At 53.3% G+C, this 14,615-nt stretch carries 16 protein-coding genes and 1 pseudogene; 7 read left to right on the forward strand and 10 right to left on the reverse strand.

The features are described 5' to 3' along the window. Positions 1-561: 561 nt before the first annotated feature. The 4 genes from AC1RS8_RS13010 to AC1RS8_RS13025 form a co-directional block, all read right to left on the reverse strand. Complete coding sequence (locus tag AC1RS8_RS13010; RefSeq protein WP_493162866.1) at positions 562-837, reverse strand: BP74-related protein; 276 nt, start codon at positions 835-837, stop codon at positions 562-564. A 377-nt stretch (positions 838-1,214) separates the two neighbouring features. Continuing rightward, positions 1,215-2,036 carry a hypothetical protein gene (locus AC1RS8_RS13015; RefSeq protein ID WP_493162787.1) on the reverse strand — a complete coding sequence of 274 codons (822 nt, stop codon included), beginning with the start codon at positions 2,034-2,036 and terminating at the stop codon, positions 1,215-1,217. Continuing rightward, positions 2,033-2,800, reverse strand: a complete 768-nt coding sequence (locus AC1RS8_RS13020; protein ID WP_493162789.1) for a hypothetical protein — start codon at positions 2,798-2,800, stop codon at positions 2,033-2,035. Before AC1RS8_RS13020 ends, AC1RS8_RS13015 begins: the two co-directional genes overlap by 4 nt. Positions 2,801-2,868: 68 nt before the next feature. After that, positions 2,869-3,606, reverse strand: a complete 738-nt coding sequence (locus tag AC1RS8_RS13025; protein ID WP_493162791.1) for a hypothetical protein — start codon at positions 3,604-3,606, stop codon at positions 2,869-2,871. A gap of 299 nt (positions 3,607-3,905) precedes the next feature. Here AC1RS8_RS13025 and AC1RS8_RS13030 point away from each other — a divergent pair, with 299 nt between their 5' ends. Continuing rightward, a complete protein-coding gene (locus tag AC1RS8_RS13030) occupies positions 3,906-4,373 on the forward strand; it encodes a hypothetical protein (protein ID WP_493162793.1) in 468 nt (155 codons plus the stop codon). Between the two features lie 500 nt (positions 4,374-4,873). Beyond that, positions 4,874-5,209, forward strand: coding sequence for a hypothetical protein (locus AC1RS8_RS13035; protein ID WP_137805879.1), 336 nt, complete (start codon positions 4,874-4,876; stop codon positions 5,207-5,209). Positions 5,210-5,307: 98 nt separating this feature from the next. Here the strand turns inward: AC1RS8_RS13035 and AC1RS8_RS13040 are convergent, their stop codons facing one another. The 4 genes from AC1RS8_RS13040 to AC1RS8_RS13055 all read right to left on the reverse strand — a co-directional run bounded on the left by AC1RS8_RS13040 (position 5,308) and on the right by AC1RS8_RS13055 (position 7,808). Next, complete coding sequence (locus AC1RS8_RS13040) at positions 5,308-6,018, reverse strand: hypothetical protein (RefSeq protein ID WP_489340416.1); 711 nt, start codon at positions 6,016-6,018, stop codon at positions 5,308-5,310. 134 nt (positions 6,019-6,152) lie between these two features. Then, entirely contained in the window at positions 6,153-6,578 is a 426-nt protein-coding gene (locus tag AC1RS8_RS13045; protein WP_057715321.1) for a GNAT family N-acetyltransferase, read from the reverse strand. Between the two features lie 78 nt (positions 6,579-6,656). Continuing rightward, positions 6,657-6,983 (reverse strand): isochorismate lyase, encoded by a 327-nt coding sequence (locus AC1RS8_RS13050; protein WP_090454865.1) that lies wholly within the window; start codon positions 6,981-6,983, stop codon positions 6,657-6,659. 216 nt (positions 6,984-7,199) lie between these two features. Next, positions 7,200-7,808, reverse strand: coding sequence for a TetR/AcrR family transcriptional regulator (locus AC1RS8_RS13055; RefSeq protein ID WP_157858928.1), 609 nt, complete (start codon positions 7,806-7,808; stop codon positions 7,200-7,202). Positions 7,809-7,980: 172 nt separating this feature from the next. On the opposite strand from AC1RS8_RS13055, the gene AC1RS8_RS13060 reads away from it, so the two are divergent. Further along, a complete protein-coding gene (locus AC1RS8_RS13060; protein WP_489340417.1) occupies positions 7,981-9,720 on the forward strand; it encodes an FAD-binding protein in 1,740 nt (579 codons plus the stop codon). Beyond that, positions 9,717-10,736: a zinc-dependent alcohol dehydrogenase gene (locus AC1RS8_RS13065; protein ID WP_407516015.1), complete on the forward strand. Its 1,020-nt coding sequence runs from the start codon at positions 9,717-9,719 to the stop codon at positions 10,734-10,736. Before AC1RS8_RS13060 ends, AC1RS8_RS13065 begins: the two co-directional genes overlap by 4 nt. Positions 10,737-10,773: 37 nt before the next feature. Here the strand turns inward: AC1RS8_RS13065 and AC1RS8_RS13070 are convergent, their stop codons facing one another. Further along, positions 10,774-11,580 (reverse strand): SDR family oxidoreductase, encoded by an 807-nt coding sequence (locus tag AC1RS8_RS13070; protein WP_154862250.1) that lies wholly within the window; start codon positions 11,578-11,580, stop codon positions 10,774-10,776. 8 nt (positions 11,581-11,588) lie between these two features. Next, positions 11,589-12,116: a VOC family protein gene (locus AC1RS8_RS13075; protein ID WP_489340418.1), complete on the reverse strand. Its 528-nt coding sequence runs from the start codon at positions 12,114-12,116 to the stop codon at positions 11,589-11,591. A gap of 758 nt (positions 12,117-12,874) precedes the next feature. Here AC1RS8_RS13075 and AC1RS8_RS13080 point away from each other — a divergent pair. From AC1RS8_RS13080 to AC1RS8_RS13090, 3 genes and pseudogenes are all read left to right on the forward strand, one after another. Next, a complete protein-coding gene (locus tag AC1RS8_RS13080; RefSeq protein WP_429521988.1) occupies positions 12,875-13,180 on the forward strand; it encodes an SDR family NAD(P)-dependent oxidoreductase in 306 nt (101 codons plus the stop codon). A gap of 26 nt (positions 13,181-13,206) precedes the next feature. Then, positions 13,207-13,689, forward strand: a pseudogene (locus tag AC1RS8_RS13085) (HvfX family Cu-binding RiPP maturation protein); the annotation flags it as partial. A gap of 255 nt (positions 13,690-13,944) precedes the next feature. Beyond that, a complete protein-coding gene (locus tag AC1RS8_RS13090; protein WP_057715312.1) occupies positions 13,945-14,391 on the forward strand; it encodes an HvfA family oxazolone/thioamide-modified RiPP metallophore in 447 nt (148 codons plus the stop codon). Positions 14,392-14,615 lie beyond the last annotated feature (224 nt).

A 14,615-nucleotide genomic window follows, 5' to 3' on the forward strand; every position in this document is an offset into this window, starting at 1 on the left:
TGAATGGCTGTGTTGGTCCCGCAAGCAACACTACAAAATATATTAAAATCGACAGTAGCCAAGCTGCTAGGGATCCAACACTACCGCCTGAGGACACTCCGTTCCCCAAGCCGTTTTGCCTTCATATCAAATATAGTAATAACTATTTTTATTTTTATAGCGAAAATTACGCGGAGGCTTGGATAACAGATGGAGCATGTAGCCCCGAGGGTAAGAGGCGCAACATTGATTCTATTGGAGTGGTTTGGCGTTATAGCGGACAAGGCACCAACAGTAAGTTATGCAAAGCTACTGATTCGTGTTCGTTTAGTGAACGTAATTATGGTATTGGTAAAACAATCAACTGCGTCTCAGGGACTGGTACACACCGAGGGCTAACAATAAGTACCTCTTCTGATCCTTATGGATGCTGATGGTACTCAAAAACGGCCAAAAAACCCTTCGCCGTCCTTGATTCCGTTAATCTCATATTTACTGGCTTCCTACACTGAACGTAGCAAATGGCGAAGGCGCTGAGGTACCTGAGTTTGGCGTCTAAATAATTTTGTTAATCGGGCTTTTCTATTCAATTGTTTGTATTTCTCGTTTTATTGTTGATGACCAGGGACACCAACACATATTTTGCAGCATGTTACCCCCGATTTCACCGAAATATTTCTCTACATACGTTACATTTGAGTCGCACACCTGCAAGTCAAGAAATCCGATAGTCTCCGAATCAAGGTGTAGTGACCACTTTGGATTGTAAATTGCTCGTGTGGCTATAATGGTTCCGTGCACATGCCTACTTGGACTACTGATATCATTGATTATACTTCTGGTTTCGTTAATTTTGATTCATCAATTAGTTTGAAAACGATCAGTTCAGTGGTTATATCTGAAGTTTCTTGTTCGAAGAAAAAGTATGCCTCTATTGCTTTTATCTAAAATGGCTTTTTAGGGGGTGTTATTTTGATAACAATGAAGTCTTGGATTGCAGTGCGCTTTGTTTGTAAGTGACGTTTTATTTGAACTCATTCATAGAGATATTTTAGCAGTTGGATCTGGTTATCCCCCTGTGTTTCCTTTAAATGCAGAGTTTCCCGAGTGGAAAAATCTTGGATGTCTGTCCGTTGCCTCGCCTACGTCTTAATAAGCACGATTAGTAAACTTTTGAACAACCAAGAACAATAGGTTAGATCATCGTCATGTTCATATGCGAACGTTGTTCTTCATTATTCACCAGAAATACTTAGGTTTGCACGAAAATCTATGGAGTTAACTGCCGCTTCTACTGCGGGGTCTGTAACCTTGAGATGATAAGAAACATCCTTTCCGATAGTATTAGGAAGGTTGATTACTCCGGAGGACTTAAATCCTAACTCAATTTTTCCGGGAATCGCAGAAGCCGTAACATCGCCTAGAGGAAGCTCAAAGCCAATATCACCAAGCGCCCCAAGCATACATTCCCCCTTGGCCTTTACGTCATCAGGGGCGCTCAGACTTATGGAGTACGGAAGTTCAGTTTCTTGCATTGCAAGTGGCCTGAAAGTAGCTGTAATGGTGGTTGGATCTAACTTTAACTTACATTGAATATTGAACCTTCTTCCGAAAATCTCTGCATAAATTCTTGATCGCGCATCAGCAGAGATATTTAATGACAGATTGATTTCTCCAGTTTTTCCATCAAGCAAAATATTTCGTAAATAAATCTGACCCTGTGTGTCGTCGGCAGGCTCGATCCAGGCCTTTCCTACTCGGCGCTTATATTTGATAAGGCCATCCGCTGAGTAACCGATGATGCTAATTTTCAATTGTGGCGTGCTGGTTTCTTTAAGCCATTTGGCAGGAATTAAATACTTAAGTCGACCATGCAGATCGTGAGAGGTGGCAAGTGTTATAGGGGTTTCATTTTTAAGTTGCCTAGATAGTGAGTCGATAGTAGCTCTCTCATTATCAATCTTGCTCTTTAACTCTCGAATTTCACTATTTATTGTACAGCCAGTGGATGTGACGGATAAAATAAAAATGATCAATAGCTTTAGGGAGGTACTCATTTCAAATCTCCGTAAACATGCAAGCCTTTATCCATGAATAAATAGTTTACTACGGTTAACTCTCGCTGGCGCAGCGTGGAGGGGGTGGTAATGTCAAGAGTTAGCGTGGCTCGCTCCTCCGGTTCTTCACCGATTAATATTATGCTCTTTCTGTTTTTTGATTCTGGAGCGCCAAGTTTTAATTCCTGAGATACGGGAAGTTCAATGACGGGCATTTTGTCTGTTAGCTTATTGGCCTCTACGGCGAGAAGAGATTGGACGAATTTTGCCTTGGTAAACTCAAATATCCACCAGCGTACTTTTGGAGAAAAACTCAAAACCTTCATGCGCAGCGCGGGTTTTCCTGAAGATGTGCTCTCAGGAATCAAAATCATCCCTAAAGTAATATCTGCACTTAGGGTTCCATTCGTTGCTGAGGCCTCTGCGTTTAATACAGGAGAAGATCCAATAGCAGACACACGAACGCTCTTGATATTGATTTGTATGTCGGGCTTACCTGGCGCTGGGAATGAGTAATTGTCTATTCGCGCCAAAGCTTGGTTAATCGCAGAGTACGAAAAGAATAAATAAATGTCACTTTGTGGTGGGAGTTTTCCGGAGCGAATGCCGTCCAATGTATTAGTTGTAGCTAGCGATGCAGTTCTGAGGACGTTTAATTGCCCTTCCAACTCCAGCTTTTTTGTCGATTGGCAACCGCCGATAAATAGTGCTAAAAATGTCAATAGCAGAGAGCGATAAAACAATCCTAAACCATGTGGCATCATACGGCCTCCTTGGGCAGCTATCTAAGAATATTAGAAGTCACTCTGCCCGATTCGAATTGAAGGTTTGCTTATTTAATCATAGCTATCGCCTTCCTTACGGATAGACTGACTTTAGCCTCATGTGTATAAAAGTGGAGTTCATTGATGCCGCATTTTTTGGCAGCATTTCCATACTGAGCTATCTCTGCGGAGGTGGCATAGCGGATTTCTCCTGCCATGGGTACAATTTTACCAAGCGTGGCTCCCGTGGATTTCCAGAAATCGAGAGATACTCTATAGTTGTCTGCTGGTATTCCATGCCCAACGGATCCCTTGCTAGTTCGCCAATAGGCTTGAGGAAGAAATACATCTGAGTGGGTAAAAAAAGATTTCCAAGGCAATTTTCCGTAAGCTTTTTTTCCTTGGTAATGTGACGTTATTCCGAGTACTTTAGGCGCTTCAGATTTGGCGATAGCTTTTTTAATTATCTTGCAGAAATCATCAGCAAGCGTATCTAATCCACTTTTATTCCAATCCCAAGCCTTCCCAAAGTCACCCTCAGGATCGATGTAATATCCATCCATCCCTTTCAGAATCAAATCAGCTGCATTGTTCGCTTCTTTTATAGCCGGATCGCGACTAGCTGAAGGCCAGCGCCAACCGTAAACCTTTATTCCTTCCTTGTGAAACTCAGTCAATGCCTTTTCTACATCGTTATCGGTTCTAATAGCTACCGCTGTTGCATTGATTTCTATGGCGCTTCTTAGGAAATCGGAAATACTATTGTAATTTACAACCCAAAGAACTTTTTCGATGGCCATTTTCATGTTCCCTCTGGGTAACAATAGAGACACTAGTAAATAGCCACCATTCTGTCCACTCGCACCAGATTCTTTTTGGCTCAGGGGCTAGGGGCGCTCGTGAATCGCTTATATGGCAAGTAATAGACCGGATCCTTGGCATACTTTTCGCTGGTGGAAGGGACGTCCATCACTAACGACGTTAGGGCTGTTCGTCTGTTTTTGGCCGATTGCGGCCCGTCGCGACTGACAGAGATCGGCCAGAAGCAGACATTTACAGCTGGGAGAATTAGTCTGTACAGATTTCAGGAAAAGCGAGGAATGGAATGATCAACCTGCTATCAATTGCCAGCCATAAATCCAAATACAGCAGCGGCTTCTACCCGACCTTTGCCATTGACGGAGTGCCTCTGGAGGTTTGGCTGCCTAGGCAGAACCCGGCTGCTGAGTTCGACCTCGTAGCTGCTCACTCAGGCTTGTACAGCGATGAAGATAACTTGTTGATATGGGATCGGATATATTCCACTGCGCCTGGTTGGAAGACTCTGGTTCCCCTGCTTGTCTGCTCTGATGACCTAGACTTGACCTGCACAGTTATTGTCGCAGAGCAGTGCGCCCATGAGCATCAAGTTCAGTGGGGCCGATTTGGCTTGCTAAAGGATTCAATTGCGTTGGAAAACACCGATGTTGACTGGTTCGACGCGATGCCCAGCGTGATTTTTGAAAGGTCGAATTATCACAGCGTGCTGGATGAGTTCCGAAAACAAGAAAACATCAAAATGGACTGGGACTAGCTCTTGTTAGCTATTTACATGTGATCAGGCCCTTTCTTTTTTGCAGTACGTTCCTCCGGAAAATTTCACCGTCCGCTTCGGGTCGGTAACTGCCCTTCGCGACAGGCAGAAAACGGCCAGAAGCTGCCTCTCACCAAGGGCAGCCATCAGCCAACAGGGGACGGTGAACATGGAGATGGCAAATGGGTAGCGTCACTGATGCTGCTTTCGTCTCAAGAGGACCGCTGGGCTTGCCGTCATCCATGTTGTGCTTCTCCCTGAGCAATGTCGCATTTGCCTCGACTACGTCTAAGCTAGACGAAGACTTATAGGGCGACTAGTAATGTTATACGACCCGCCATCGCGACAAGAAATGCGACATGGCATGTCGCCTAATAGTAGTTGAGCGCACATGAAGCTCCGGGCCATGTCGAAGGTTGCACCTCGATCCGCCCATTGCTTTCCACATTGGCTGCATGCTGATCTAGCCACGTCGTTGCTATATTGCGGAGAACACACTCATGAGGATTTATCGCGGGCCTAGCAGCAAGCCGTTCTGGCACAGCACCCACGAGTTGGTCTCCACCATCGACTCTGAGGAGCTAGAAGCTTCCATAGCCAATGGCACCGGTATTGGGTTTGATATCAACAAGGATGGCACGGAGCGCAAAGCCGTTTGTACGGTGTGCTTTGATAAAGCTGACATCATCCCAATAATTCGTGGGTTACTTGTTAATCTTGAGGAACAGCAGAAGGCACTACATGAGGTAAAAGGCTTGGTAAAAGACGCAGGCACCAGCAACGAAGAAAAGCTAAGGAAGATAGGTGCTTTGGTTGGACTACCCCCAATACCGTAGACACCCTCGAAGGGTCGCTTCTGGCCGATTGGTGCCCGTCACGACAGGCAGAAACCGACCCGTTGCGGACAGTCAATGTCTACGGAAGACTGGGCAGTTCATTCCAACCTCAGACCAAAATCCCAGGGGAATGTGCTAATTTCTGAAGTTGCCGACACCGCAGCCCAATTGATCTTCACTTGATCGGTGGGGCTTATAAGCACGGCTTCGTCCTTGTCCCAGTGAAAATCACTTTCCAACAGAGGCCCCGGGATGTGCGGACTTAGCACTCCGAAAGCAATGTAGTGCCAAGCCCCTCGCGGACCCTCGCGGCCGCTGATGAGTAGCTCACTGTGTCGGGTCGAATCATTGAACTCTAATGAAAGATGATCCATCTCAAGGTCAGACAGGACCATCTTCCCCAGTGGCGGGCAATCGAAATGAATTGCGGGAAACTCGAAGGTCGTTGTTTTATCTGTGAGTGCTACAGCAAGCGTTAATAGAGAATGGCTTGCGTTGAATGTAAGAGAAACCAGGGAGTCGGAAAATCGGTAGCCCCACCAATTTTCGGCGATCCTATTCGGAGGCCCTAGTTGTTCCTTGATCCATTCCGCAGGGGCTCCCAATTCGATCCCCGTAAAGATATTTTCTGGTGTTTTTCGGGCCTTCAACATAACGGTGGGCCGTGCAAATCTGGATCTCAAGGTTCTTATACCTTGCCATCCCATTGCTAGCCACAGCAGTATAGCGCCGCCGAGGAACCCGCCGACGGCATTGATGGCAATATCAGTTAAGTGCAGAGATTTAGTTAATTCAATAAGTGTATTCATGGAAGTACTTTAGATCAATTGAAGGCTTTAGTGGTAGCCGTCATTGTCTTGTCCCGTAGCCTGCCGAAAGGCCGCTCTTGGCCGATTGCTGCCTGCTACAAGGCGCAGCTATCGGCCCAAGATCCAAAACGCGATCAGCACAACGACTTCTGGTAATAGAACCGGGTATGTCCCGGTGGATAGTCTGCCAGGCGGCCGAATTCGGAGTAACCAAGTTTTCGATAAAACCCGGGTGCCTGAAAGCTGAAAGTCTCCAGCCAGATACCAATACAGTGCTTTTTCTGCGCGACTTCTTCAGCCATGCGCATTAGCCGTTCTCCGATACCCTGGCCACGCATCGACTCGGGAACGCTGACAAGATCGATGAGCAGCCATCGATAAGAGACCTTGCCGTACAGTCCGCCAATGACTTCGTTACTGTCTGGGTCTCGTAGCAACAGAGCAAATGTTTCATGTGCGTCGTCTCCACCGTTGACCTGGTTATGGGCCAGCAACGGGGTCAAAATTCCCAGCCGCTCTGCTTCAGTAGCATTTTCAGAAAGTTGGATTTCTACAGACATGGTGCTCTCCCTGAGCGGTGAGTAACTGGGTCAACAAGGTATCCCATTCCTGTCACCCCATGGCGGACAGTCCGGACACTAGAGTCCGGTGTTGGATTGATGAGCCGCCCAGTGTTTCATCTCTTCTGCAATGAAGTGGTTCACCAGGTCACTGTACATCCTCTCGATTGCATCCGGACTCAGGCCCTCAGCCTCGGCCCACTCGCGTCTTGTCGCCAACATGGCCTTGAATCGCTCCGGAGCACGCACCGAAGTCACTGAGGTCTTGTACTTCGAGGCAGCCAGTACGTAGTGAAAACGCTTGCCCAACAGTTTGATAACAACCTGATCAAGGGCATCGATTTCACGTCGAATATCCTCCATTCCTGCACACTCTTCGGGCTGCAACTGATTGATGACGTCCATGTAGGTGACTCCGTTTTCTGAAAAAATCGTGGGCCTTCGCAAGAAGTATCGGCGTTGGCTAAGGCGGATCGGCGAACTCTTTAGACTGCGTTAATCGATAGGGCGGTGGGCGAGGGTGACTGTGTTTGAGTGACCGCTGATAGTTGCCTGTCACGAATTTTTCATCGAGACAATCAGGACTCGCTGAATTTTCGGCCAGAAAACCGGATTAATCGCTTACTCAAGAGTCCTGCAAACAAGTGTCGGCTGAAGCATTGCCAGTTGCTCACGAATTGCATGTTCATCGGCAGGAACAAGACAGTACGCAAGCCCGATTCGACTGATCAGCGCGATGATGTTCTCAAGCGACGCGACAGACCTGTTGTTGCGTTCGACATAACGACGATAGGGCTCTTCCAGCAAATCACGCCACATTGGTGCGATGTTTTCGAGGATGTAGGTGAACACCTCCAAGGTTGAGTTCTTCGTCAGATAGCTGTGGTGGAAGCCGCCGTTATGACGATCCAGGTAGCGTACGGAGAAACACACGCACTCTATGAGATAGGCCTCGAAGTCATCTTCGAACTCATTCAGGGAGCGTTGCATTTCCTCAAAAAAGGCAGCGTTCTCTGCACTGACGACAGCCTGAATCAGCTCCTTCTTGGAACCAAAATACCGGTACAGGGTGCGTCGCGAGATGTTGGCACCGCGGGCCACGTCATCGATCGAAAAACCTTCGGCGCCCTCGGCAATCATCGCATCGAGGGCGGCACGCAGGATCAGCGACCGGCCATCACTGGCGTTTTCCATCCTGCTGGCATCACCCCAGCGTAATTGTCGACTCATTTGCACCTTCACACGCTCGGGGGGCGGGGCGGGCATTCGTGCCCGGCCCTTGGGAAAAGCAATTGAGTCCGATTTTCACATGGCATGGCACAAAAAGCCATTTCGTGCCAATCTCTGGCACAGATAATAATAAGTGTGACATAGGGTCGGCCATTTAAAAGGAGGCATAGCCATGACCAGTAATCAGCAGGACTCGAACCGGGACGATGAGTTTGATGTGGTGATTGTCGGTTCGGGCGCCGGCGCCTTGACTGCAGCACTGCGAGCGCACGACAACGGCTTGTCGGTACTCGCGATTGAAAAGAGCGATGTCTATGGCGGTACCACGGCGGTATCCGGGGGAGGGATCTGGATTCCGTGTAACGACCAGATTGCCGCACTGGGGGGCAGCGATTCATACGACGAAGCGATCAGCTATCTGCGCGAGGTGGTTGGCGAAGATTTTGATCAGCAGCGCATCGACGCCTATCTCGACAATGGCCCGAAAATGGTTGAGTACCTGGCACGCCAGGCGCGCACGAATTTTCGCGCAGTGCCGCGCTACCCCGACTACTACCCGGACCGTAAAGGTGGCAAGCCCGGCTACCGCACCATGGAGCCGGCCCCGTTCGACGGGGCACGCCTGGGTGAACACTTCGAGCTGTTGCGGGCAGCTTCGCCGGCGACCCTGATTGGCGGACGTATCGCCATGACCCAGGTCGAGGCCCACACCATCCTTGCCAAGGAGCGCGGCTGGTTGCTGCTGACCGCCGGGCTGGCGTTGCGCTACCTGAGTGATTTTCGCTGGCGTCGCCGCAGCCGGCGAGATCGCCGCCTGACCCTAGGTAACGCCTTGGTGGCGAGCCTGCGCGCAGCCTTGGCCGAGCGAGGCATTCCCTTGTGGCTGCAAACCTCGATGCAATCATTGCAACTGGATGAGGGCCGGGTGGTTGGCATCGATGTGCTGCGCGAGGGTCGCATTCAACGCCTGCGGGCGCGGCACGGTGTGGTGCTTGCCTGCGGCGGTTTCGAGTCGAACCAGGCGATGCGCGAACTGTATCTGCCCCGGCCCACACAGGCCCAATGGACGGCGGCGCCGCCGATAAACCATGGCGACGGCATTCGCGCCGGGCTGGAGGCCGGCGGTGCGGTGGCGCTGATGGAACACACCTGGGGCGCTCCGACAGTGAAGGTGCCAGGGGAGTCGAGCCAGCGCGCCCTGTTCGTTGAGCGTGCGGCGCCCCGTTGCGTGATGGTCAATCGACTGGGCCAGCGCTTCGTCAATGAAGCCGCGCCCTACACGGACATCATCTATGCAATGTATGCCGACCATCAACGCACCCAGGCCAATGCACCGGCCTGGCTGGTATTCGATGCCGAGTACCGCAAGCGCTATCCCTGCGGTGTGTTGCTGCCGGGCAGTGTGCAGCCGGACAGCAAGATCCCCGCCGGCTGGCTCGACAACGTGATCTACCGCGCCGAAACACCGGCCGAGCTGGCAACCAAGATCGGCGTCGACGTCGCCGGGCTCGAAGCCACCCTCGTGCAGATGAACCAATACGCCGCCGCTGGCGTTGATCCGCAGTTCGGCAAGGGTGGCAACCTGTTCGACCGCTACTACGGTGACACCACCTGCAAACCCAACCCCTGCCTTGGCCCGATCGATCGCGCGCCGTTCTATGCCTTGCGCATCGATCCGGGCGAGCTGGGTACCAAAGGCGGACTGCGCACCGACGCCTGCGCGCGCGTGCTGCGCCCGGACGGCTCGGCCATTGCCGGTTGCTATGCGGTGGGCAACACCTCGGCTGCACTGATGGGCAAGACCTATCCCGGCCCCGGTTCGACCATTGGCCCGGCGATGACCTTCGCCTTCATCGCCGCCGATCACATCGCCGCCGAATCGGCATCAGCCACCAACAGGACTCAACAATGAACCATGTGATGAAACAGGTACGACTCCACGGCCCTCGAGACCTGCGGGTAGACGAAGTCCCTTTACCATCCCCGGGTGAGACAGATGTGCTGGTCGAAGTCGCCGCGTGCGGTGTTTGCGGGAGTGACCTGGGCTTCTATGAGAGCGGGGGCATTCGCCGCGATGGGGCACCGATGCCATTAGGGCATGAGTTCTCCGGGGTCATCCGCGAGGTGGGCACGGCGGTCGTCCACTACCGGCCCGGCATGCGGGTCGTGGTCAATCCCATGGCCAACGGCGCGATGATCGGCGTGGGCAGCGATGAGGGGGCGCTGGCGAACCTGGTCCGGGTGCGCAACGTAAACAGCGGCCCGATTCTGCATCAACTGCCCGCGAACCTTCCCCTGGAGGTGGCCGCCCTCGTCGAACCGCTGGCGGTGGCCTTGCACGCGGTCAATCGCTCACGGGTGACGGTCGGTGAGTCCGTGCTGGTCCTTGGTGCCGGGGCCATTGGCCTGGGAATCGTCGCGTGCCTGAAGGCCCGGGGCATCAGCCAGATCGCTGTGGCTGACCTGTCTGCCGGGCGCCTGGAGATTGCTGCCGGGCTGGGGGCGAACCTGACGCTCGATCCGACACGAGACGACCTGTGGAGCGAACTCGCACGGGCCCATGGCCGCGTGCCGACTTTCCTGGGGACGCAAGCGCCCGCGACCCAGGTGATCTTCGAGTGTTCAGGGGTGAGTGGCGTGCTGCACGAGGCCATCGCCAGGGCCCGGGATGCCGCCCGCATCACCGTGGCAAGTGTCTACAAGCAACCGCAGGCTTTTGACTTCTCGATCCTGCAGGTCAAGGAACTCGAACTGATCGGCACCCTGTGTTATCCGACGGAGTTCGCGCAGGCACTGGAACTGCTGGCATCCGGCGCATTCGATCCGGAGTCCATGATCAGCCACCGTTTCTCGCTCGATGACGTCGCGCAGGCTTATAAAACGGCGGCTGACCCACAGCGGTCGGCCAAAGTCATCATCAAGCCCTGAACCGTCGCACGGCCGGCAATGCCGGCCGTGCTGTTTATCAGAGGTGCCGGGCCGGGCCTGCGGGTGCAGTGGCCGCCGCATAGATCTCGGAAATAGAGGGATTGCGCCGAAGCGTCTGTCCACCGCTGACATGAATGACCTGACCGGTCACGAAGCTGGACTCGTTGCTGGCCAGCCAGAGTGCCGCATCGGCCACGTCGGCGGATACACCACTGCGCCCGAGGGGGATTTCGCGGTGATAGAGGGCAGCGATAGACGGGCTCAGCAGCCCGCCACCCGACATCGGCGCATCGGCAACACCACCGGGGGCAATGGAGTTGGCCCGGATCCCGTGCTGACCGAATTCGTGAGCGATGCAACGGATGACGTGGTCGATGCCGGCCTTGGTGCCCATGTACGCGGCGTGGTTGTCGAACATGATGCTGGCCGTGACCGACGAGATCTGGATGATTGATCCCCCCGTCGGCATATGACGCAGCAGCGCCTGAAAGTACTGGAACGGGCCGGTGAATTGCACCGCGTTCATTTTCTCCAGGTCTTCGCGGCTGTGTTCCAGGAACGGCTTCAAGAGCCCCCAGCCCGTGGCATTGACGCCGATGTCCAGGCCGTTCAGGCACTGCTTGCTCTGCGCCACCAGATCGTCGACCTCGGCCTGCGAGGTGATATCGCACGCCAGCCAAGGCACCCCAAGTGACTGTGCAACCGCCGCCACTGCATCAGCGCGGCGCCCTGAAACCAGCACGCGCGCCCCTTGTTCGACATAACGTCGAGCCACGGCTTCGCCGACGTTGCCAGGTGCCACACCCAGCACCAATGCCGCTTTACCTTCAAGTCGTTTCGACATGCTGTCCCTTACGCCCCCACATCAATAATGTGAACCGGATCCGTGCCATCCCAGTGCCTGGCGGCTTCAATGCCCTGCTGGATCAACTCGCGCATTCCAATCCCATGGATGATTTCGTAAAGCACTCCAGGCTCCGAATGGTTTTCCAGATAGGCCACGCGGGTCGTCGGATTGCTGGCTTCAAAAACCATCTGCAACCCGGTCGCAGTCAATCGCACAAGGGTCTGGTCGAAGTCGTCGACGACCCAGGCGATATGGTGCATGCCCCGGATTGGATGGCCTTCAGCATCGCGATAGGGCGACTTCGCATCGTTGGTCACCTGGATCAGTTCGATCTGGATATCCCCTTGGTAGGCAAGCCCGACATCGATCGTGACCGTGACCGGCTCACCTCGATACTGGCCTTCGAGGCTGACGTTGCGAAAGAGCGTCCAGGGCCCGACACCGAGATGCTGTCGCCAGCGTTCCATGCTCTGTTCCAGGCTCTCGACCAGATAACCGATCTGGCTGATCGGACCAAGCAATGCACTGCTCATGACGCCTCCTTGGGAGTGATGTCATTGGGAAAAGGCTACTGACGAAGGTTCAGCCCGGGGTTGGGCTCTGTGACGCCAGTGGTGGTTATGGCACAAAAATCAAATTATGCGCCAAGCATAATGGCACAAAATTGTTTATGTGTGTCACGCCGATCGAGGGAGTAGGGTGAGCCTTTCGCCGACGTCTCGCTGGAGGACGGAATGATTTGCCATGCAAGCAACAGCCCTGCTCATGGGCGCGAATGAGTTGGCTATGTTGTTCGCGGGGAACCGAAATCCAGATTGCACTCTTGATTCGGCGTAGGCCTCGGCAGTGGATAGACATTCGAGACGAGCTTGATAGACGGCGCTCGGAGAAAAAGGCTTGAGCCATAACTCGTGTAGCAGAAGTGCGCTTCAGCCAATAGCTGCCGGTGAGAGCCGGCAGAAACCGGTCAGATCAGTCAGGCCGCTTGCTGTTCGACAATTTTTTTGTCCGTAGAAACAAGCTACTTCTAATCCAGCAACTCATCTCGAATGAGGTTGAACAGGGGCAGTAGCTGTTCACCGCACCGAATCACCCAGCGCGCCAGCGTCTGGCGCGGGATAGCTCAGCTTGCGGGTGCGAGCTTCATTCCGAGCCCGAACGGGCAGACTCAAAGACGTGAGCTTCGCTAACGTGACGGCGCAAAAGGAGGTATCTGCGTCATTTAGGTCAAAAGCCTGTTGGCGTAGATTTGTTCCTGAACCCGGTACCCCGCCGGTTAAAGGAAACTGCCATGAACACCCGCATCCACCAAGGTACTGCGCTGGCAACTGGCGCATCTTCTGGTATTGGCGCTGTTTACGCTGACCGGCTTCCCCGTGCTGGCTACGATCTGATCCTGGTTGCGCACCGCGTCGAAAAGCTTCGCGAACTGGCGCGGGCGATTACCACGTGCACTAGCCGCTCAGTTGAGACTATCGCAGCTGATCTCACTGGCGCTGACGATCTGGCCCGTGTTGAGCGCGTACTTCAAACCGATTCCTACATCACCGTGCTCGTCAACAATGTGGGTATCGGCGCGACCGGCCCTTCGAAATAGGGCACACGTTGCCCGAGGAAAACCAGATGTCGAACCGAAACCAACAAGTCGAGCAGTCGCTGACATCCCGTATAGATGTTGTCGGGCTTTGGTTGGCGCCCTTTGGGCTCCGCATTTTGCTCGCATGGGAATTCTTCGAATCCGGACTTGAGAAGCTGCAAGGGGCGAACTGGTTCGCCGACCTTGGCGACAAGTTCCCGATGCCCTTCTCTTTGCTGAGCTCGAGTACGAATTGGACCATGGCAACTTGGTTCGAACTGGTCGGCAGCTTCGCTTTGCTGCTCGGCTTGGGCACCCGTTTTGTCGCATTGTCACTGTGGGTGCTGACAATAGTGGCCACCTACACCATTCACTGGCCGTCAGATTGGTCGAGCTTGAGCGAGCTGTGGCAAGGCTACGCAATCAGCAACGATGGCTACGGCAACTACAAGCTGCCGTTGATCTACCTGGTGATGCTTTTGCCTCTCATCCTCAACGGATCCGGTCGACTAAGCCTCGATCATCTCATCGAAGTCCTCCGAGACTCAGCAAGTAAGAGCTCTGCTGGTCCGAGCGTTTGGGGACTTGTGCTCCTGACGTTGGGGGTGACGGTTTCGCTATTGTTGCCGTGGGTGGGAGGAACGTTGGCGGGCATCGCAGCGATCCTGCTGGTTTTTTCCCGCAGACCTGGCTCCGTTCACATGCCGCTTTCCAAATCTTGACTTGCTACTGCATTTCGCAGTGCTACCCAGCGGCTTCGCCGCACCCCACCTGGAGAAAATGTAATGTCTGATAAAACCATCCGTAACAAGAGTATTGGTCTGATGAGTGTCGCGCTGGCCGGGATCGTACTGAGTGGATCGGCTTTTGCCGTACAACAATTGCCGCAAGGCTACATGCTTGCCGCGTCGCACACCGGAGCTGAAGGGAAGTGCGGTGAAGGTAAGTGCGGTGGCACGGAGACCAAGACACAGGCAAAGACCACCGAAGGGAAGTGCGGTGAGGGCCAGTGCGGTGATGCGATCTTCAACGCGATCGATACTGATGATGATGCGCGAATCTCGCGCGCCGAGTTCCTCGTGGTTGAGCCGAAGGGGCAAGCCGTATTCGCGAAGAAGGACACCAACACAGACGGCTACATTGATGAAATGGAGTCGTACCTGAGCGTCAAGGCGGCCTATAACGAGAACGGCAAGGAACTGCCCAATGGTCTGTTCTCTACCAAGGAGTGAACCATTCACTTCATCGTCATGCGCCTCCGCTTTACGCGGGGGCGTTTTTTTATGTGTACAGCCGTGCCTGCATTTAATTCAGCCGCCGCAAGTTTCTGCCGACGATGTTGACCTTATCTCAACGCGATGTGGATCTTCGTTAGGTCGCTCTGATCCATTGGCGGACGGGCAATGTCCCTAAACGAGGTATATTCGACATTTCGGACTTTGCGCGGTGTGGGTAG

The organism is Pseudomonas sp. GW821-FHT12A04, from assembly GCF_058807755.1.

Coding starts and splice junctions, on each gene's coding strand:
- AC1RS8_RS13015 (WP_493162787.1), bottom strand. CDS start 2,036: ATGAGTACCTCCCTAAAGCTATTGATCATTTTTATTTTATCCGTCACA.
- AC1RS8_RS13020 (WP_493162789.1), bottom strand. CDS start 2,800: ATGATGCCACATGGTTTAGGATTGTTTTATCGCTCTCTGCTATTGACA.
- AC1RS8_RS13025 (WP_493162791.1), bottom strand. CDS start 3,606: ATGAAAATGGCCATCGAAAAAGTTCTTTGGGTTGTAAATTACAATAGT.
- AC1RS8_RS13030 (WP_493162793.1), top strand. CDS start 3,906: ATGATCAACCTGCTATCAATTGCCAGCCATAAATCCAAATACAGCAGC.
- AC1RS8_RS13035 (WP_137805879.1), top strand. CDS start 4,874: ATGAGGATTTATCGCGGGCCTAGCAGCAAGCCGTTCTGGCACAGCACC.
- AC1RS8_RS13040 (WP_489340416.1), bottom strand. CDS start 6,018: ATGAATACACTTATTGAATTAACTAAATCTCTGCACTTAACTGATATT.
- AC1RS8_RS13045 (WP_057715321.1), bottom strand. CDS start 6,578: ATGTCTGTAGAAATCCAACTTTCTGAAAATGCTACTGAAGCAGAGCGG.
- AC1RS8_RS13050 (WP_090454865.1), bottom strand. CDS start 6,983: ATGGACGTCATCAATCAGTTGCAGCCCGAAGAGTGTGCAGGAATGGAG.
- AC1RS8_RS13055 (WP_157858928.1), bottom strand. CDS start 7,808: ATGAGTCGACAATTACGCTGGGGTGATGCCAGCAGGATGGAAAACGCC.
- AC1RS8_RS13060 (WP_489340417.1), top strand. CDS start 7,981: ATGACCAGTAATCAGCAGGACTCGAACCGGGACGATGAGTTTGATGTG.
- AC1RS8_RS13065 (WP_407516015.1), top strand. CDS start 9,717: ATGAACCATGTGATGAAACAGGTACGACTCCACGGCCCTCGAGACCTG.
- AC1RS8_RS13070 (WP_154862250.1), bottom strand. CDS start 11,580: ATGTCGAAACGACTTGAAGGTAAAGCGGCATTGGTGCTGGGTGTGGCA.
- AC1RS8_RS13075 (WP_489340418.1), bottom strand. CDS start 12,116: ATGAGCAGTGCATTGCTTGGTCCGATCAGCCAGATCGGTTATCTGGTC.
- AC1RS8_RS13080 (WP_429521988.1), top strand. CDS start 12,875: ATGAACACCCGCATCCACCAAGGTACTGCGCTGGCAACTGGCGCATCT.
- AC1RS8_RS13090 (WP_057715312.1), top strand. CDS start 13,945: ATGTCTGATAAAACCATCCGTAACAAGAGTATTGGTCTGATGAGTGTC.